18 protein-coding genes are annotated in these 18,775 nt (G+C 61.7%); 7 read left to right on the top strand and 11 right to left on the bottom strand.

Annotated elements, in window-relative coordinates:
* Positions 1-65: 65 nt before the first annotated feature.
* From PP1Y_RS18980 to PP1Y_RS18970, 3 genes are read right to left on the bottom strand one after another with little or no spacing between them, the layout of a single operon-like run.
* Complete coding sequence (locus PP1Y_RS18980) at positions 66-575, bottom strand: CinA family protein (protein ID WP_007015220.1); 510 nt, start codon at positions 573-575, stop codon at positions 66-68.
* A 1-nt stretch (position 576) separates the two neighbouring features.
* Positions 577-1,146, bottom strand: coding sequence for a hypothetical protein (locus PP1Y_RS18975; RefSeq protein WP_041559005.1), 570 nt, complete (start codon positions 1,144-1,146; stop codon positions 577-579).
* Positions 1,147-1,156: 10 nt separating this feature from the next.
* Positions 1,157-2,341: a bifunctional 2-C-methyl-D-erythritol 4-phosphate cytidylyltransferase/2-C-methyl-D-erythritol 2,4-cyclodiphosphate synthase gene (locus PP1Y_RS18970; RefSeq protein ID WP_013833665.1), complete on the bottom strand. Its 1,185-nt coding sequence runs from the start codon at positions 2,339-2,341 to the stop codon at positions 1,157-1,159.
* 80 nt (positions 2,342-2,421) lie between these two features.
* Here PP1Y_RS18970 and dusB point away from each other — a divergent pair, with 80 nt between their 5' ends.
* From dusB to hflX, 7 genes are all read left to right on the top strand, one after another.
* Positions 2,422-3,438, top strand: coding sequence for a tRNA dihydrouridine synthase DusB (gene dusB, locus PP1Y_RS18965; protein ID WP_013833664.1), 1,017 nt, complete (start codon positions 2,422-2,424; stop codon positions 3,436-3,438).
* A complete protein-coding gene (locus PP1Y_RS18960; protein ID WP_013833663.1) occupies positions 3,435-4,562 on the top strand; it encodes a nitrogen regulation protein NR(II) in 1,128 nt (375 codons plus the stop codon). The genes dusB and PP1Y_RS18960 overlap by 4 nt, the downstream gene beginning before the upstream one ends.
* Positions 4,559-5,986, top strand: coding sequence for a sigma-54 dependent transcriptional regulator (locus tag PP1Y_RS18955; RefSeq protein WP_013833662.1), 1,428 nt, complete (start codon positions 4,559-4,561; stop codon positions 5,984-5,986). Before PP1Y_RS18960 ends, PP1Y_RS18955 begins: the two co-directional genes overlap by 4 nt.
* 111 nt (positions 5,987-6,097) lie before the next feature.
* Positions 6,098-8,269: a HAMP domain-containing histidine kinase gene (locus tag PP1Y_RS18950; RefSeq protein WP_013833661.1), complete on the top strand. Its 2,172-nt coding sequence runs from the start codon at positions 6,098-6,100 to the stop codon at positions 8,267-8,269.
* A gap of 50 nt (positions 8,270-8,319) precedes the next feature.
* The gene (locus PP1Y_RS18945) at positions 8,320-9,711 is read left to right on the top strand and encodes a sigma-54 dependent transcriptional regulator (protein WP_013833660.1); all 1,392 of its coding nucleotides are present in this window, start codon (positions 8,320-8,322) and stop codon (positions 9,709-9,711) included.
* Between the two features lie 132 nt (positions 9,712-9,843).
* Positions 9,844-10,416 carry an RNA chaperone Hfq gene (gene hfq / locus PP1Y_RS18940; protein ID WP_013833659.1) on the top strand — a complete coding sequence of 191 codons (573 nt, stop codon included), beginning with the start codon at positions 9,844-9,846 and terminating at the stop codon, positions 10,414-10,416.
* An 18-nt stretch (positions 10,417-10,434) separates the two neighbouring features.
* Positions 10,435-11,775, top strand: a complete 1,341-nt coding sequence (hflX, locus tag PP1Y_RS18935) for a GTPase HflX (RefSeq protein WP_041559004.1) — start codon at positions 10,435-10,437, stop codon at positions 11,773-11,775.
* On the opposite strand, the gene mazG is transcribed toward hflX, so the two are convergent.
* The 8 genes from mazG to PP1Y_RS18895 form a co-directional block, all read right to left on the bottom strand.
* A complete protein-coding gene (gene mazG, locus PP1Y_RS18930; protein ID WP_013833657.1) occupies positions 11,752-12,540 on the bottom strand; it encodes a nucleoside triphosphate pyrophosphohydrolase in 789 nt (262 codons plus the stop codon). The two genes, hflX and mazG, sit on opposite strands and share 24 nt — an antisense overlap.
* A gap of 116 nt (positions 12,541-12,656) precedes the next feature.
* The gene (locus tag PP1Y_RS18925; RefSeq protein WP_041559003.1) at positions 12,657-12,839 is read right to left on the bottom strand and encodes a hypothetical protein; all 183 of its coding nucleotides are present in this window, start codon (positions 12,837-12,839) and stop codon (positions 12,657-12,659) included.
* Complete coding sequence (locus tag PP1Y_RS18920) at positions 12,836-13,615, bottom strand: MBL fold metallo-hydrolase (RefSeq protein WP_013833656.1); 780 nt, start codon at positions 13,613-13,615, stop codon at positions 12,836-12,838. The genes PP1Y_RS18925 and PP1Y_RS18920 overlap by 4 nt, the downstream gene beginning before the upstream one ends.
* Positions 13,612-14,388, bottom strand: a complete 777-nt coding sequence (locus PP1Y_RS18915; RefSeq protein ID WP_013833655.1) for a TatD family hydrolase — start codon at positions 14,386-14,388, stop codon at positions 13,612-13,614. The genes PP1Y_RS18920 and PP1Y_RS18915 overlap by 4 nt, the downstream gene beginning before the upstream one ends.
* On the bottom strand, positions 14,388-15,947 hold the full coding sequence (gene metG, locus PP1Y_RS18910; RefSeq protein WP_007015234.1) for a methionine--tRNA ligase: 1,560 nt from the start codon (positions 15,945-15,947) through the stop codon (positions 14,388-14,390). Before metG ends, PP1Y_RS18915 begins: the two co-directional genes overlap by 1 nt.
* Positions 15,948-15,976: 29 nt before the next feature.
* Entirely contained in the window at positions 15,977-16,951 is a 975-nt protein-coding gene (locus PP1Y_RS18905) for a DNA polymerase III subunit delta' (RefSeq protein WP_007015235.1), read from the bottom strand.
* Complete coding sequence (tmk, locus tag PP1Y_RS18900; protein WP_013833654.1) at positions 16,948-17,586, bottom strand: dTMP kinase; 639 nt, start codon at positions 17,584-17,586, stop codon at positions 16,948-16,950. The genes PP1Y_RS18905 and tmk overlap by 4 nt, the downstream gene beginning before the upstream one ends.
* Positions 17,583-18,746, bottom strand: a complete 1,164-nt coding sequence (locus PP1Y_RS18895) for a D-alanyl-D-alanine carboxypeptidase family protein (RefSeq protein ID WP_041559002.1) — start codon at positions 18,744-18,746, stop codon at positions 17,583-17,585. Before PP1Y_RS18895 ends, tmk begins: the two co-directional genes overlap by 4 nt.
* Positions 18,747-18,775: the final 29 nt, after the last annotated feature.

Genomic DNA, 18,775 nt, shown 5'->3' with positions numbered 1-18,775 from the left:
CTCGCTGACCCCACTGAATAACTTTAGGTAACCGAAATGTCCGCAGGCCGCAGGCATCCGCGGATTCAGTCGACCTTCGGGAGCAAGAGTTCGAGAGCGACGATGGCCGCCTGATGCCGGATCTCGGCGCGGGTCTTGCCCTCGATGAGCTTCTGTTCGGCGTTGACTTCCTCCTCGCCGCGAATGGCGCAGGCGAAGACGACGGTTCCGACCGGCTTCATGTCAGAGCCACCCTCCGGACCCGCAACGCCGCTGATGGCGACGGCTATATCGGCCCGGCTCTCGCGGATCGCTCCTTGCGCCATGGCCCAGGCGGTTGCGGGCGAAACGGCGCCGAAAGTTTCGAGAATGTCGTCCTGAACGCCGAGCAGCTCCTGCTTGGATTCGTTCGAATAGGTCACAAACCCGCGATCGAGGACGGCAGACGAACCGGGAACTTCGGTCAATGCCGCGCAGACAAGTCCGCCTGTGCAGCTCTCGGCAAGGGCGACCATACGCCCGATCGCCTTGTTCTCGGTTATGACGCGCTCTGCGAGATCGTAGAGGTCTTGCGGAAAAAGTACGTTCTTGCCCATGTCAGCTCTCACAGATGGCAAAGCCGCCAAGGCTTGCCGGCTTGTCGGCGGCCTGCGCGGCACTTCGGCCCGCTTGCGCGCCGATTTCGACGAACAGCGCTATCAGGCCAGCGGTATTCTCGGGCGGAAGCGGGGACAGCAGGTCCAGCGCAAGATCGATCTTGTCGCATGATTTGAGCTTGATGTTCTGCTCAACCATCCCTTCGACGGCGATATCGACCATCGGCCGCAGCGACTCATCGGGAAGCTTGCGGGTGAGTTCACCGAACTGCGCGTCTTTTGCACTGCTCAGTTTCAGGAAGGCAGCACGCGCATCGGGCCAGTAACGGCTCTTCTGCGCGGCGTACCGCGCCTGCAGTTCCGCGCCGTGGGTCCGCAGATAGGAACTGGCGGGCAACTGCGATTGACACCGCTTACCTGTCCCGCTGATGACCTGCGGCAGGGCGTAAGTCAGCAGCGAGCGGGCTTCGGTCTTGCTCAGGCAGACGGGCTGCGCGGCTGCGGCCATGCCCGGAGCAAGGGCCAGCATCGTTGCCATCGCGCTCACCGCAGCTTTCGTACCTTTTCTCATGATCGTCCCTTCACATGCGGCACAGGCAGACGGCGGCCTGCGCGGCAATGCCCTCGGAGCGCCCGGTGAACCCGAGCTTCTCCGTCGTAGTGGCCTTGACGGCGATCACGGCGGGATCGACGTTCAGTATGTCGGCGAGGCGGGAGCGCATGGCATCGCGGTGCGGTCCGAGCCTCGGTGATTCACATATGATGGTGATGTCAGCATTTCCAAGGCAATAGCCCGCATTGGCTACGAGTTTGCCCGCATGGGTGAGAAATCTGTCCGACGACACCCCGCGCCACTGTGGATCGCTGGGCGGGAAGTGCTGGCCGATGTCGCCCGCACCGATCGCGCCGAGCAGGGCGTCGACGAGGGCGTGGATCGCCACGTCGGCGTCGCTATGACCGGACAGACCATGGCTGTGCTCGATCCGGATGCCGCAGAGCCAGAGTTCCTCGCCTTCGACGAGGCGGTGGACATCATAGCCCGTCCCGACCCGGACTGGAGGCGCCGAAGGCTGGAAATCGGAGGCGAATGTCAGTTTGTGCAAGGCTTCGTCTCCTTCGACGAGCGCGATCTCGAGGCCGTGGGCCTGCGCGACCTGGGCGTCGTCACCGGCATCGGTGGCGGCTGTCCAGTTGCGATGGGCTTCCAGGATCTCGGGAAAATGGAAAGCCTGCGGCGTCTGGACCCGGCGCAGCGCTTCGCGGCGGGCAGGGGCGCCCATCACCGGTCCGGAGGCCCCGTCCTCGCAATGGGCGATGCTGTCCACCACGGACAGCACCGGAATAACGGCCTTCGAAACGTCGAGAGCCTCAAGGATTCTGCCAATGACACCAGGGGACAGTGCGGGGCGCGCTGCATCGTGGATGAGGACCCGGTCCGGCTTGTCGGCAGCCAGGACTTCGAGACCGAGCCGAACCGTTTCCTGGCGTGTTTTGCCGCCGACGGAGAGTTGCACGCCTGCGATGCCGGACAGTGCCTGCCGCGCCAGTTCCTCGCCACCGTGCGGAACCATGACCAGGATCGGGGCAAGGCCGGCTTGCGCCAGGGCTTCGACGGAATGGCGCACGACTGGCTTGCCGCGCCAGTTCGCGAATTGCTTGGGAAGGGGCTGGCCAGCCCTGATTCCCTGGCCGGCAGCAACGACAATGGCCGCGACGCGAGGGCCTTGCCCGATATTCGCGGGAGTGGATGAAGTGTCCTGTGACATCGCGATTGCCGGTAATCGCTTGCCGTGATGAGGGCAATCCACTATGCGCTGCCTGTTTTTTAGGCAGTAGTGCACGTTTTATGACCCAATTGCCCCAGCCCCCGGCGCTCAAGCCCATCAAGGTCGGTCCCGTCACGATCGACTGCCCGGTCGTGCTCGCTCCGATGACGGGCGTTTCCGACCTGCCTTTCAGAAGGATGGTGCGCGGGTTCGGTTCGGGGCTCAACGTCACCGAGATGATCGCCAGCCCGGCAGCGATCCGCGAAACGCGGGTGTCGATCCAGAAGGCGATGTGGGACAAGATCGAGGATCCGGTCTCGATGCAGCTCGTCGGCTGCGAACCCGAACAGATGGCCGAAGCGGCGAAGCTGGTCGAAGACCGGGGCGCTGCGATCATCGACATCAACATGGGCTGCCCGGTGCGCAAGGTCGTGAATGGCGATGCCGGCTCGGCGCTGATGCGCGACGTCCCGCTGGCAACCCGGTTGATCGAGGCGACGGTGAAGGCGGTGAGAGTGCCTGTCACCGTCAAGATGCGCATGGGCTGGTGCCATGACAGCCTCAACGCGCCGGAACTGGCCCGGATCGCCGAGGATCTCGGCGCGCAGATGATCACGGTCCACGGCCGCACCCGCAACCAGATGTACAAGGGCGAGGCCGACTGGGCCTTTGTCCGCAGCGTCAAGGAAGCGGTTTCGATCCCGGTGATCGTCAACGGCGATATCTGCACCATCGACGATGCCGCGGCGGCCCTTGAGCAGTCCGGCGCCGACGGGCTGATGATCGGGCGCGGATCCTACGGTCGGCCATGGTTTCTCGGACAGGTCATGCAGTGGTGGCGCGGACAGCCCGTCTCGGCCGATCCCAATGTCGCCGGACAATACGAGATCATCCGCAGCCACTACGAGCAGATGCTCGAGCATTACGGCGCTGATACCGGTGTCAAGATGGCCCGCAAGCATCTGGGCTGGTACATCAAGGGCGTGCGCGGATCGGCGGAATTCCGCAACAAGGTGAACTTCATCGCCGATCCGGACGAAGTTCTGCGCGAACTTGCCGAATTCTACGCCCCTTACCGGGAGCGGCAGGCCGCATGAGCCTGCTATCCCGGACGGTCCTGCCTGAGGCCAACCGGCTGCTGGCTAGCCTTCCTCATGCCGTGATCTTGCTGGAGCCGGGTTTGCGGATCGCCTCGGTCAACCCGGCGGCGGAACAGTTCTTCGGCCAGTCGCTGCGCCGCCTGGTCGGCAGTACTCTTGCTCAAGTCATGTCGTTTTCCGACCCGCGGCTGCTCGAACGGCTCAACGATTTCGAGACGCCGGTTTCCGCGCGCGAAGTCGTTGTGGCGCTGAAAGGGCGCGGCGCCCGCCGGATCGACATCAATGTCGCGCCCGTGGCCGATACGCTCGGGTGGCAGGTGCTGACGATCCACGACAACAGCGCCACCGATGCGCTTGGGGACGATTCCGGCGGGATCGACAATGCCGTCCTGCGCGGTCCGGAAATCATGGCCCACGAAATCAAGAACCCGCTTGCCGGGATTCGCGGCGCCGCGCAGCTGCTTGCCCGCAAGGTCGATGAACGCGACCGGGCCCTGACCGACCTTATCACCTCGGAAGTCGACCGCATCGCCAATCTTATCGACCAGATGCAGAAACTCAGCCGCCGCACGACATCGCCGGTCGAACCCTGCAACCTGCACGAGGCCGCGCGCCGCGCCATCGACGTGATCGATGCAGCCTCTGCAACCCAGCCAAGCCCGGTCCGGCTCATCGAGGAATTCGACCCGTCGCTCCCGGCGGTACTCGGCAGTCCGGACGGACTTGTCCAGGTCATCATCAATCTCGTTTCCAATGCCATGGAGGCGTGCCGGGAGGTCGATGACCCGAAGGTCACGATCCGAACGCGCTTCGCAAGCGGCCTGCAGTTGCATACGACGGATTCCGGCAAGCCGGTGCGTCTGCCGGTAGAACTGCGCATTTCGGACAATGGCCCGGGCATCGACCCTTCAATGCGCGACCACATCTTTGAACCGTTCGTGACGACCAAGAAGTCGGGGCAGGGGCTCGGTCTGCCACTGGTTCGCAAGCTGGTGCGCGACATGAACGGGCGCATCACCCATGAGCGCGACGAAGAGGCGGGGCTGACGCACTTCAGGCTTCACTTGCCGCTCGCCCGCGAGACCCGCAAGAAACTGATGAAGTGGAGAACCGGCGCATGAGCGTGTTGCTTGTCGAAGATGACATGTCGATCGCCATCGTCATCACCGCGGCGCTCGAGGCCGAGGGCTTCGACGTGAAGCACTGCCAGACCATCGAGGAACGCGATCGCCTGCTCTCGCAGCACACGTTTTCCGCCATGGTAACCGATGTCATGCTGCCCGATGGCGATGGCATCGAGACGATCGGCCGGGTGCGTTCGCTGCGGCCCGACATGCCGGTGCTCATTCTCTCCGCGCAAAACACGCTCGATACCGCCGTGCGCGCAACCGATACCGGCGCCTTCGAGTATTTCCCCAAGCCTTTCGACATCGATGAACTCGCCCGCACGGTCAGGCAGGCGGCAGGCAACGGGCAGGGCAATGTCCACGATGGGGACGAACCGCTGGGCGACGGCCTCCCCCTGGTGGGGCGCAGCCCGGCCATGCAGTCGGTGTTCCGGATGATCACGCGCGTCCTGCGCAACGATCTTACCGTGCTGATCCTCGGCGAGTCCGGCACCGGCAAGGAGCTTGTCGCAGAGGCGATCCATCAGCTGGGTAACCGGCGGACAGGGCCGTTTATCGCGGTCAATACCGCGGCCATTCCGGCGGAGCTGATCGAAAGCGAACTGTTCGGCCACGAAAAGGGAGCCTTCACCGGCGCCGTCGCCCGGCATGAAGGCAAGTTCGAGCAGGCCGCCGGCGGCACCCTGTTCCTCGACGAGATCGGCGACATGCCGATGCAGGCGCAGACCCGTCTGCTGCGCGCGCTGCAATCCGGCACCGTGCGCCGGGTCGGCGGCCGCGAGGAGATCAAGCTCGATGCGCGGATCATAGCCGCGACGAACAAGGACCTGGAGCCGGAAATCGCCGCCGGCCGCTTCCGCGAAGACCTGTACTACCGTCTCAATGTCGTGCCCATCAGCATGCCGCCGCTGCGCGACAGACCCGAGGACATCGAGGTTCTCGCCCGCCACTTCCTCCAGCATGCCGCGAACGAGGGGCTTCCCAAGCGCCAGCTGACGCAGGAGGCGGCAGAACTGCTGCGCAAGCAGTCCTGGCGCGGCAATGTCCGCGAACTCAAGAACTTCATCTATCGACTCGCCCTGTTGGCGCGCGAAGATGCGATTGACGTCGAAAGCATCGTTCCGCTGCTCGCCGCCGATAGCCAGGGGGCCCAGACAGGCGCGACGGCAGGGGGCGGAGGCGAAATCGATATCGACACTGCCGTTTCGCAGTGGCTTGCCGCCGAACGGCCTGCCGACGGCTCGATCTATGCATCCGCCATGGCCGCATTCGAGCGTCCGCTCTTCGCGGAAATCCTGAAGGAAACCGGTGGCAATCAATTGCGCGCTGCTCATGCCCTGGGGATCAACCGCAACACCTTGCGCAAACGCCTGAGCGAACTGGAAATCGATCCGGAGGCGTTTACCCGTCGGCTATAAGTCGAAATCGGTGGAAAGCCTCTTGCGACGCCGCAACAGTAGTGTTGTAACGGCGCAACGATGATCGAGGAATCCGCAAAGAAGCGCGCATGGCCTCGCTGGTGGCGTCGGATGCAGGTCGGGGCGCGCCGGGCGAACTTCTTCGCGATGATGGAGGTGCTCTCCGTCGTTGCGTTCCTGATCATGACCGCCACCACGTGGTTTGCGCTGAACAACGGGGCGGACAAGGGACAGCTCCTTCCGTCCAACCTCACGGCCTCGTTGCTGATCGGCACGCTGGTACCGGCCATGGCTATCCTGGTCCTGCTCGGTCGTCGCATGGCCTTGCGCAGGGCTGCAGAGCACATCGGCGGCACCGGGCGCATGCACGTGCGCCTCGTGTTCATTTTCTCGCTGATTTCAGCCGTTCCGACGCTTCTCGTCGTGGTCTTTGCCTCCTGGCTTTTCCAGTCGGGCGTCGAATTCTGGTTTTCTGACAGTTCTCGCGGGTTGCTGGAAAACGCCAACAAGCTCGCCCGGGGCTATTACGAACAGACCCAGCGCGACGTCGGCTACGAATCCGTTGCGATGGCCGAAGACGCCCGCACGATGCTCAGCGAGTACCCTATCGCGAGCCCGGCATTCCAGGCTTTCTATGCCGATCAGGTCTATCGCCGGAACCTGAGCCTTTCGGCGATCATCCAGGTCGGCCCCGACGGCAACCAGCGCACGCCGATCATCGTCGATCCTGAAGGCAATTCCGAGGACAAGCGCATTGGCGAGGACGTCCTGCAACGGCTCGAAAAGGGCGAGCCGATGGTGGTCACGTCCAATGCAAACAAGATCGTGGCCGTCGTGCCCATCGAGCGCGATTCCGGCGTCTACCTCTATGCAGCGCGAAGCAATGACCTTGTTTCGCTCAGTCAGGGGCAGCACGCCGAGAACATCGTGCAGGCCTACGAGGTCCTCTCCAATCGTGCCCGCGTCCTGCAACTGCGCTTCAACGTGGCGCTGTTCGTTGCCTCGCTTGCGCTTGTCGGACTGGCCGTGTGGTTTGCGCTCAGGTTCGCGGACCGGCAGGTCAAACCGCTCTACGAGTTGGTCGATGCCGCGCGAAGCGTCGGCAGCGGCAATTTCTCGCTGCGAATTGAAGGACGAACGGGCGCTGACGAGATCGGGCTCTTGAACCGCGCGTTCAATCGCATGACCGCCCAGATCGAGAAGCAGACCCAGGCGCTGCTGGGCGTCAATCGACAGCTTCACGAACGACGCGTCTTTATCGAGGCGGTTCTCGAATCCGTTACTTCGGGCATCATATCGCTCGATGAGCAGGATCGGATCCTGCTGATGAACAGCATGGCCCTCAAGCTGCTCACTGATCGCGACAAGGAAGTGCCGGAAGGCATGGCATTGGCGGAACTGGCGCCAAGCCTTGCCGATCTGGTGGAGAAGGGCGGGGCAGCCGGCATCGTGCAATACAATCGCAATGGCGAACTGCTTACCCTTGCCGTGAAGACAAGCCGCGATGCCACCGGCCATGTCATCACTTTCGAAGACATCACGCGACAGTTGCTCGACCAGCGAACTGCAGCCTGGTCCGATGTCGCTCGCCGGATTGCGCATGAAATCAAGAATCCGCTAACCCCTATACAGTTGGCTACTGAAAGGCTTAGCCGCAGATATCGCAAGCAGATCGTTGATAATCCTGAACTTTTTGAAGACCTGACGCGCACCATAATCCGCCAGGTGGGCGATCTGCGCAAGATGGTGGACGAGTTCTCTTCCTTCGCGCGCCTGCCCAAGCCCGTCTTCCGCGTCGAGGATCCTGTCGCCCTTACGCGCCAGGCGCTCTTCCTGCAGGAAGTCGCGCGTCCCGACATCAGGTTCTCGTTCTCTAGCGATCCAGGGATCGGAACCATCGATTGCGATCGCCACCAGTTCGGCCAGGCGATGACCAACGTCTTGAAAAATGCGATCGAGGCCATTGAATCAAAAGCGAAAGATGCGCCCGAAGGTTGGTTGGGCAAGGTCGCCGTCGCGGTAACCGCGGATGAGGACCATATCGTTGTGCGCATCGCCGACAACGGTATCGGCCTGTCGCAGGACCGCGAACGGATCATCGAGCCCTATGTAACGACCCGCGAGAAGGGCACCGGGCTCGGCCTCGCCATCGTCAACAAGATCATCGAGGAGCATGGCGGCGAAATGCAGTTCACACCGACCGAAGGTGGCGGAACCACAGTGACGATGCGTTTCGCCACCGATCCTCTCGCGCAGAGCCGCAAGTCGGAGGCAGCTGAGTGACACTGCCAATTTATCCATTCAAGTTCCTGCAAAAAAAAGAAGAAGAGATCATGGCTCTAGAAATCCTGATCGTCGACGACGAACGCGACATCCGCGAACTGGTCGCAGGCGTGCTCAGCGACGAAGGGTATGAATGCCGCACGGCGGGCGACAGCGAGTCGGCATTGGCCGCTATCGACGATCGCCGGCCTTCGCTGGTGCTCCTCGATGTCTGGTTGCATGGCAGCCCGATGGACGGGCTGGAAGTGCTCGATGCGATCAAGGTCCGCGAACCGGAACTGCCCGTCATCATCTTCTCCGGTCACGGCAATATCGATACGGCCGTGGCGGCAATCAGCCGCGGCGCCGTCGACTTCATCGAGAAGCCCTTCGAAGCTGAAAAGCTGCTCCACCTCGTCGGGCGCGCGACCGAGACAGAGCGGCTGCGCCGTGAAAATGCCCAGCTCAAGCAGGACTTCCCGACGGGTGAGGAGTTCACCGGATCGAGCAGCGCCATCAATCAGGTGAGGGCGACGCTCAAGCGTGTCGCCAACACTGGCAGCCGCCTACTGATTACGGGGCCGGCCGGGTCCGGCAAGGAAGTGGCCGCGCGGCTGCTTCATGCCTGGAGCCCGCGCGCCAGCAACGCCTTCGTCAGCGTCAACTCCGCACGCATCACCCCTGAACGTTTCGAACAGGAGCTGTTCGGTGAGGAAGCGGAAGGGGCCCTGGTAAGACCTGGCCTTCTTGAAACTGCCGATGGCGGCACGCTTTACCTCGACGAAGTTTCCGACATGCCGCTGTCGACCCAGGCGCGGATCCTGCGCGTGCTGACAGACCAGGCCTTCGTGCGCGTCGGCGGTTCCCGGCAGATCCGGGTCGATGTGCGCGTAGTTTCCTCGACCTCGCGCGATCTGGAGAAGGAAATCGCCGAGCGCCGTTTCCGCGAAGACCTGTTCTACCGCCTCAACGTCGTGCCGGTTACGATTCCGGCGCTGCGCGAGCGGCGCGATGACATTCCCGCGCTGGTCGACCACTTTTTCGCCCGCTACGCCAATGAACAGGGAGTCTCCCCGCCGAAGGTTACAGGCGAGGCCATGACCGCGCTACAGGCCTACGAATGGCCCGGCAACGTGCGGCAACTGCGTAATGTAGTCGAGCGGACCGTCATCATGGCCCCGCGCGAGAAGCTCGAGACGATCGAGGTGGACATGCTGCCGCCCGAAATCTTCAACAACCGCGCGCAAGGCGATGCCGGCGTTTCGGTCATGATGAGCGCGCCCTTGCGCGAAGCCCGCGAGAGCTTCGAACGGGAGTACCTCAAAGTCCAGATCCGGCGTTTTTCGGGGAACATCTCGAAGACGGCTTCATTCATCGGAATGGAACGTTCGGCATTGCACCGCAAGCTCAAGCTTCTCGGCATGTCCGAGCGACGCGAGGGCGATACTGAGGACGAAATGTAATAGCCCTGACACATATTTTCGCATTTACTGCACTGCAGCAACTGGGTAGGTTTTGATTCGGTAACGGTCGTGGGGATCCCACGGCCAGATCGCGGACCGCATTAGCGGCCGCCAAAAAGATGGAGCGAATACATGGCTGGACGTACGCTTACTGCGCGACCCAAACCTGCAACAGCAGCAGCTTCCGAACCGGAGAAGGCCCCGGTGAGTGCGGGAACTTCAGCAGGAAAGGGGCAGAATCTTCAGGATCAGTTCCTCAATCTTCTGCGTAAGAACAAGACTCCGGTCACCATGTTCCTGGTCAAGGGCGTGAAGCTTCAGGGCATCGTCACCTGGTTCGATAACTTCTCGATCCTGCTGCGCCGCGATGGTCAGTCGCAGCTCGTCTACAAGCATGCGATCTCGACGATCATGCCGTCGACCCCGGTCGATGCCGGTCAATTCGCCAGTGGCGGCGATGCTTCCAAGAAGACACGCGTCCTGCAGGATGTGTTCCTTTCCAGCATTCGCAGCGCCGGCGTTCAGGTCACCATGTTCCTGATCAACGGGGTCATGCTGCAAGGGCGCGTTGCCGCTTATGACTTGTTCTGCATGCTGCTCGAACGCGAGGGCTATGTGCAGTTGGCCTACAAGCACGCCGTTTCGACGATTCAACCCGTGACTCCGGTCGATCTTCAGGCGCATGAAGAAGAATCCGAAGATTGAGCGTGAAGCTGAACTGATTTGAACGACGAACTCAAGGGCGAGGTCACGCGCGGGGCGCGTGCCCTCGTCGTCTATCCGCAGATGCGAGGGAAGGGCGATCTCGACCCCGAAGCGCGTCTTGATGAAGCCAAGGGCCTCGCACTGGCGATCGGGCTTGTCATTGCCGATGCCGTGGCAATTCCGATCCGCGAGCCGCGCGCCGGCACGTTATTCGGTGAAGGCCAGATTCAGAACATTGGCACGGCCTGTGAACTGAACGAGGCCGAACTGATCATCGTCGACGGCTCCTTGTCGGCGATCCAGCAACGCAATCTCGAAGAAAAGCTCAAGCGCAAGGTTATCGACCGGACGGGCTTGATCCTGGAAATCTTCGGCGAGCGTGCTGCAACGGCAGAAGGACGTCTGCAGGTCGAACTCGCGCACCTCGATTACCAGGCCGGCCGCCTCGTGCGCAGCTGGACTCACCTCGAGCGCCAGCGCGGCGGCTTCGGCTTCCTTGGCGGCCCCGGCGAAACACAGATTGAGGCCGACCGCCGCATGATCCGCGACCGGATGGCGAAAATCCGGCGCGAACTCGAGCAGGTACGACGCACCCGAGGCCTTCATCGCGACCGTCGTGAGAAAGCGCCTTGGCCGATCGTTGCCCTGGTCGGCTACACCAATGCCGGCAAGTCGACGCTGTTCAATCGCCTGACCGGCGCCGGAGTCATGGCGCAGGATCTGCTTTTCGCAACGCTCGACCCCACGATGCGCGCCATTCGCCTGCCGGGCGTTGAAAAGGCGATCCTGTCTGACACAGTGGGCTTCATCTCCGACTTGCCGACCCAGCTTGTCGCGGCGTTTCGCGCCACGTTGGAGGAAGTCACGGCGGCCGATCTGATCCTCCATGTCCGCGACATCGCCAATCCGGATACGGACGCCCAGAAGCGGCAGGTCCTCGATGTCCTGGGCGACCTCGGAGTGCTCGGCAGCGTGGTGGACGACGACGTGGAGGAGGGCGCCGAGCCCGGAATTCCGATCATCGAGCTTTGGAACAAGTGGGACCTCCTGGGCCCGGAACATGCCGAAAAGCTGCATGAAGCCATCGCTCACCGCAAAGACGAGACGATTGTCCCAATTTCGGCAGTCACCGGCGAAGGTTGCGAAAACCTGCTGGAAGTCGTCAGCCATGCGCTGACCGCAGATTCCAAGGTCTATTCCTTCCTGATTCCTGCAGCAGATGGACAAAGGCTTGCCTTCCTGCACGCGAGAGGTGAAGTCATTTCGGAAGATGATGCAGGCGAGGGCAGCGAGGGGCCGCTATTGCGGTTGCAGGTTCGTCTTGCAGAGCGCGAACTAGGCCGATTTCAGGCGCTCTGAAGCCTTGACCTTCTGCCAATATGATTCCTGAGCATCGAGGTCCAAATCCCTGAAATTCCGGCCTTCCGATGCCGAAAGATGCTCCATTGCGCGAAACCGGCGTTCGAACTTCGCATTGGCTGCGCGCAAGGCATCCTCGGCGGCAATGCCGTTTAGCCGCACCAGATTGACTGCGGCGAAAAGGAGGTCTCCAGCTTCCTCCAACATGTGATCGTCTGAAGCCTCGGCCAACTCAGCCATCTCTTCACGGACCTTTTCGGCCGCACCGCTCGGATCAGGCCAGTCGAACCCGACGCGAGCCGCCCGCTTTTGCAGTTTCTCCGCGCGCATGAGCGCCGGGAGTGACATGGCAACGCCATCGATTGCGCTGTCCGCACCTTTGGCGGCCCGTTCCTGCGCCTTCAGCTTCTCCCAGCGGTCTGTCTGGCTTTCATCGGAAGTATCGTCTCCGAAGATATGCGGATGGCGTGCTTCGAGCTTATCCGCAATCGAGGCGGCAACATCGGGGAAAGCGAAGTGTCCTTCTTCCTCGGCCATGCGCGAATGGAACACGACCTGGAGCAGAAGATCGCCGAGTTCGTCACGCAAGGCATTGAGATCCTCACGCTCGATGGCATCGGCAACTTCGTACGCTTCCTCGATCGTGTAAGGTGCAATCGTCGCAAAGTTCTGTGCACGATCCCATTCACAGCCGGTCAGGGGATCGCGCAGCCTGCTCATGATCGAAAGCAAGCGATCGAGGTGAGCGTGGCGGGTTTCGGTCATGGTTTGCGCATCCGGCTTTGATCGACATTAGAGATGATAATATGTATTATGTAAAATTAGGGTCAGTTTAGCGGCAGCATGTGCGTGATTGCCGTCACTCCATCACGGCGAGTCACTCACTGCTCTACTCGCAGCCCAGTGACCTGAATGAACAGCATAAGGCCGATGATGATGGCGACCCAGATCAATCCGAGCCGGATCTTGCGACGCGTGCCAAGTTCGCGAAAACGTGCATTACTTGTCACGAGGATCAATGCACCGAGCACGGAAATGATCGAGACGACCATTTCCGTGCTCATGCCGTTATCACCATGCCATCGTATGCCACCTGGACACCTTCCGGAACTTCCCCAGAAAGTGTCGCATAATCCATGCTCTTATCGAGATGAGTGAGAATCGTCGAGCCAACCCGGCAGGCTTCAGCGAGTTCAAGTGACATCGCAAGATGCGCATGCGTGGGATGCGGCTCACGGCGCAGACAATCGACGATCAGGACGTCCGACTTGTAGAAAAGGTCGATCATTCCCCTGGTGATCTCACTCAAATCCGTCGCATAACTTATTGTTTTTCCGTCACAATCAAATCGAAATCCTGTCGATTGCGCGGGTCCGTGCGGCATCTGGACATGGTCTACGCGAAAGCCTTCGCAAAGTCGGATGTTATCGAGGTTATCAAGGCTCACAAGTGTCGGATACCCGTGTTGCCCAGCAAAGACATACCCGAAGCGCTGACGCATGCGGCGGACTGTCTCCGAGGCGGCGAAACCCGGGATCGGTCCGGCACGACCATAACGAAGCGGCCTGAGATCATCGATGCCGTGGCAGTGGTCGGCATGATCGTGGGTCCAGAAGACCGCATCAATACGATGGATTTCATTGTCGAGGAGTTGGGCGCGCAAGTCCGTGGGCGTATCGATGAGAATGCGTCCACCGGCATCGCTTTCCAGTAGAACCGACACCCGTGTGCGGCGGTTCTTCGGCTCATCTGGATCGCAAAGGCCCCAGTCCGCACCGTGTTCGCCCCCAAGCCGGGGAACACCGGTCGACGTTCCGCTGCCGAGAATAATGGCCTTCACGCGGAGGCTTTCTTGAACAATTCGAAGAAGTTACAGGTAGTTGCTTCAGCAAGTTCTTCGAGCGGAATTTCTCGCAACTGAGCCACGAAGCGCGCCGTATCGGCAGTGTAGGCAGGTTCGCATTTCCTGCCGCGGTGTGGCACTGGGGCAAGGAAAGGCGAATCCGTTTCAACCAGCAATCGGTCTTGCGGAATGACCTTTGCAAACTCCTGCAAGTCCTTGGCATTCTTGAAAGTTACGATTCCCGAAAGCGAGATCGTCAGGCCCAGGTCGAGAACCTTGCGTCCGAAATCGGCCGAGGCAGTGAAACAGTGGATGAGAGCGGGAAAGCCCCCCTTCCCCATTTCCTCGTCGAGGATGCGCACGGTGTCTTCTTCCGCATCTCGCGTATGGATGATGAGCGGCAGGCCGGTCTGCCGCGAAACGGCGATATGGGTGCGAAACAGGGCCTGCTGCACATCGCGGTCGGACTTGTCGTAGTAGTAGTCCAATCCAGTCTCACCGATGGCGACGACCTTGGGATGCGCAGTCGCCTCCAGCAGAGCTCCCTCGCCCAAGTCCGCATGCTGATCGGCTTCATGCGGATGAATGCCGACCGACGCCCAGACGTCATCCTCGCGTGCGGCCGTGGCGACCACGCGATCCCATTCGCACTGACGCGTCGAGATGTTCAGAAAGCCACGAATGCCCGCTTGCCTGGCACGGTCGAGAACGGCCTGCTGATCTTCGACCAGACCTTCGTATTCCAGGTGACAGTGGGAATCGATCAGCATCAGGCGGCGGCTTCCTCAGGCAGTTCGAGCCGCGGGAATACGCCCTGCGGCTTGTCCACCTTGTAACCCGAAGCAGCCAGTGCGGTGAACCAGTCGGCCGCCTCCAGCGCGGCATAGTCGCGCGCATCTGCACCCTGCCCCATCTGGTCGAGCAACTTGTCGATCGCTGTCGGCACCACAGGACGTACGGCGATGGCGAGATCGCGCACGACCTGGAACAGAACCATGAGAACCGCTTCCATCCGTTCGGGATCGGTCTTGCGCAGCGCCCATGGGGCCTGTTCGTCAACGTACTGGTTGCAGGCGAAGACGGCGCGCATCCAGCTTTCGAGACCGTCACTGAAGGCGAGGTCGGTGAAGCTCTTGCGCAGCCCCGCGATGCCTTCCCGGACCGATGCAAAGAGCGCCGCATCGGCTTCGGTTTGCGGTAATCCGGCCTTAACTATGCCATCCATGTTCTTGAAAATCATGGATAGACTGCGTTGGGCAAGGTTGCCGAAGCTGTTCGCGAGCTCAGCATTGCAGCGCGTGACGATAGCCTCGGGCGAGTAGGAACCGTCCTGTCCGAATGCCACCTCACGCATGAGGAAATAGCGCAGGGCATCGACACCGAAGGTTTCGGCAAGGCCGATCGGATCGGTCACATTGCCGAGCGACTTCGATTCCTTCTGTCCGCGGTTTAGCAGGAAGCCGTGCCCGAAGACCTGGCGCGGCAGCGGCACGCCAGCGCTCATCAGGAAGGCGGGCCAGTAAATCGCATGGAAACGAACGATGTCCTTCCCGATCACATGCAGGTTTGCCGGCCAATACTTTGAATAGTCGCCGTTTTCATCGGGAAATCCGAGGCCGGTCAGGTAGTTGGTCAAAGCATCGACCCAGACGTACATGACGTGGTTCTCGCTACCCGGAACCTTGATGCCCCAGTCGAAGCTCGTCCGCGAAACCGAAAGGTCACGCAGGCCACCTTCGACGAAGCGCGTCACTTCGTTGCGGCGGCTTTCCGGCTTGATGAAATCACCGGAGCTGTAGAGTTCGAGCAACTTGTCCTGGTACTTCGACAGGCGGAAGAACCACGATTCCTCGACAGTCCATTCAACCGGCGTGCCTTGCGGGGATAGCTTTTCGCCGCCCTCGCCTGCGACGAGTTCGCTCTCGTCGTAATAGGCTTCGTCGCGGATCGAGTACCAGCCTTCATAGCGGTCGAGGTAAAGGTCGCCGTTGGCTTCCATGCGGCGCCACAATTCCTGTGTCGCCTCGTGGTGACGCGGCTCGGTAGTGCGGATGAAGACATCGTATCCGATGTTCAATGCATCGCACATATCCCTGAAGTACCGAGACATTTCATCACAGAGCGCAGCCGGCGTCACGCCGAGGTCGCGCGCCTTCTGCATCATCTTCAGGCCATGTTCGTCCGTTCCGGTCTGGAACCGGACGTCGAAGCCTTCAGCCTTGCGGTTGCGGGCTATGACATCGGTAGCGATTGCCTCGTAGGCATGGCCGATATGCGGCTTGCCGTTGGGATAGCTGATGGCGGTGGTGACGTAATAGGGCTCGCCCATGCGGCGTCGCACTTTCTCTTCAGGTGTTGCTAGCGAGCCGCTTCTCTAGGCATCGCAGCGGAAGCCAGCAACCCGCCAATTTCCATAATCAGGAGGCCGGCGTCGAAATTGTAGGTGGGAGCCTGCGTCGAGAGCCTTGTCAGCGTCCCGTGTGCGTCGATAATCCGCAATTGGCGATCACGGGGACCGGTGGACAATTCGTTGGCCAGAACGGCGCGGGCCAGCTCGAGGGCGGCCAGTTGTCGTTCGCGCAAGGGGCGTGCGCCCATTTCTTCGGCAAGCGCGCCGCGCAAGTGAAAGTCGGCATCGCCTTCGCGCAGGATGCGCATCATGAGCTGGTGGATGTTGCCAAGGTCCTGCTCGACGAAGTTGAGCGCGACGCCGGGCGATCCGTGCGATGCAAGGATCGCGGCCTGACGCTCCTCGGCATTGGCCTGCGGGACATCGCGGCGAATGACCGCATCGAGTTCCTCCGGTGTCAACGGCGCAAATCTGAGAATTCTGCAGCGCGAGCGGACCGTCGGCAGGAGCCGCCCGGGCTGGTGCGCGACCAGCAGGAAATAGGTGCCGACGGGCGGCTCCTCCAGGCTCTTGAGCAAGGCGTTGACCGCGCTCTTTTCCAGATCGTCCGCCGGATTGATGATGATCGCCCGGCGTTCACCCAAGGTCGGGCGCGTGGTCAGGCGCTGCTGCATCTGCCGGATCTGGTCGATCGTGATGTTGCGCTTGGTCTGGTAAGGCTTGCCCTCGGCCTTCTTCTTGGCCTCGTCGTCGTTCGAGGGCAGGTGCTCGAGAATATGGATGTCCGGATGGGCATCGGCATCGGGCAGCTTGCCACCCGGTTCACGGACGAGTTCCCCGGCGGCGGCACGTGCAAAGGCACGTTTGCCCAGACCCTTCGCGCCAGTCAGCAGCCAGGCGTGATGCATGCGCTCGGACGAAATTGCCGCGAGCCATTCCTCCCAGGCGGAGTCCTGACCGATAAATGGCTTGCCCGCCTTCATGTCCGCATGTCCAGCAGCGGGACAATGGCATTCAGGACCATCTGATGCGTATCCTGCGGGCTACCGTCGCCATCGATGCGGGCGAAGCGGGCGGTTTCAGCCTCGGCAAAGGCTGCGAAAGCGGCGGCGACCCGCGCATGGTAAGCGGTGTCACGGCTGCCGATCCGGTCGGTTCCCTCGGTGTCACGCAAGGAAAGCCGGGCACTCGCCACACTGGGCGACACTTCGATGAGCACGGTAAGATCGGGAAGGAGGCCGCCACTGCCGATGCGATGCAATTCGCGAATGTCCGCATCGGACAATCCGCCGCCGCCGCCCTGGTACGCCCTGCTGGAGTCCAGAAACCGGTCGCATATGACCCAGGCGCCGCGCTCCACGGCAGGTCGGATCAGCTTCTCTACGTGATCGGAGCGCGCGGCCGCAAAGAGCAGTGCTTCGGCGCGCGGGTTCCACCCGTCGCCGTCACCGTGAAGGAGCAGTTCGCGGATCGCCTCTGCACCGGGCGTCCCACCCGGCTCACGCGTGGTGACGACTTCCAGCCCGCGTTCGCGCAAGGCCTCGGCCAGCAGGCAGGCCTGCGTGGACTTGCCGGCCCCTTCTCCGCCCTCGAGTGCAATGAAACGTCCAGCTGTCATGAGAAGATGTTGATAATCCCGTTCACCAGCCTGTCCAGCGCCCCGGCCTTTCCGACGTCGCGTCCTGCATAGAGCGGGATCCTGCCAGGAGCGAGATCGCCCACCTTGATTTCCAGTTCGCCGACCTGCTCTCCCTTGCGCAAGGGCGCCTGCAACGGCCCGCGATAGTGGACTGACAGCGATATCGGCTGGTTGCCCTCGCCATTGGGCAGCGTTGCATGGACTTCGCGGTTGGCGACGAGGGGCACTTCGCGGGCATCGCCGTCCTGAACCTTGGCCTCGATGACCGTCTGGCCCTGTTCGAACAGATGCCGCGCATGCCATTGGGAAAAGCCCCATTCGAGCAGGTCGCGCGCGGCCTTGTCCCTGACCGTGTGAGTTGGCGAACCGGCCAGTACCATGACAAGGCGGCGTCCGTCGCGCTGGGCGGTCCCGAGGAAATTGTAGCCGGCCTCGCGGGTATAGCCGGTCTTGATGCCGTCCGCGCCGGGCACGACGCCAACCGTCGGATCGTGGCTGCGCATAGAGACATCGCGCCAGAAGTAGTGCTTGCGCCCTGAGAACTCCCGATAGAGCTGCGGGTGGCGCGTGATCATCGCATCGGCCAGCTTCACCAGGTCGCTGGCGGTGACGTAGGTGTGGCCTTCGTCCATCCAGCCGTTGGGCGTATTGTAGTGGCTGCGGCTCATGCCCAGGCTCTTCGCCGCAGCGTTCATCCGGGCGGTCCACTTGGCAACACTACCTGCATAGCCCTGTGCAAGTACGATCGAGGCATCATTGGCCGAAGCGGTCATGATCCCGTGGAGGAGATCCTTGGTTGTCGGATGATCGTTTGGCGTCAGGTACATGGTCGTACCTTTTGCAAACCATTCACGGCTCGTTTCGGGCTGGACCTGGAACTTTCGGTTCAGGGCAAGACGCCCGGCATCGATCTCTTCGAAAGCCACGAAGGCGGTCATGACCTTGGTTACGGAAGCCGGAAGGAACGGGACATCGGGTCGGCGCTGGACGAGCACCTGGCCCGAACCGATGTCGACCAGCAGGCTAACGGGGATCGAGTTCAGCTCGGCAGGCGGAGCGGGCGCGCGGGCCGCCGCCGGGGCGGTAAGAAGAGATGCGCCGACAAGAGATGAGACGGCAAACTTCAGAAACGACTTCAAGACCAGTATTCTCCCGCGCGGCCATCGGG

The organism is Novosphingobium sp. PP1Y, assembly GCF_000253255.1.
Classification (GTDB): Bacteria; Pseudomonadota; Alphaproteobacteria; order Sphingomonadales; family Sphingomonadaceae; genus Novosphingobium.
This window is presented reverse-complemented; position numbering and strand designations above follow the sequence as displayed.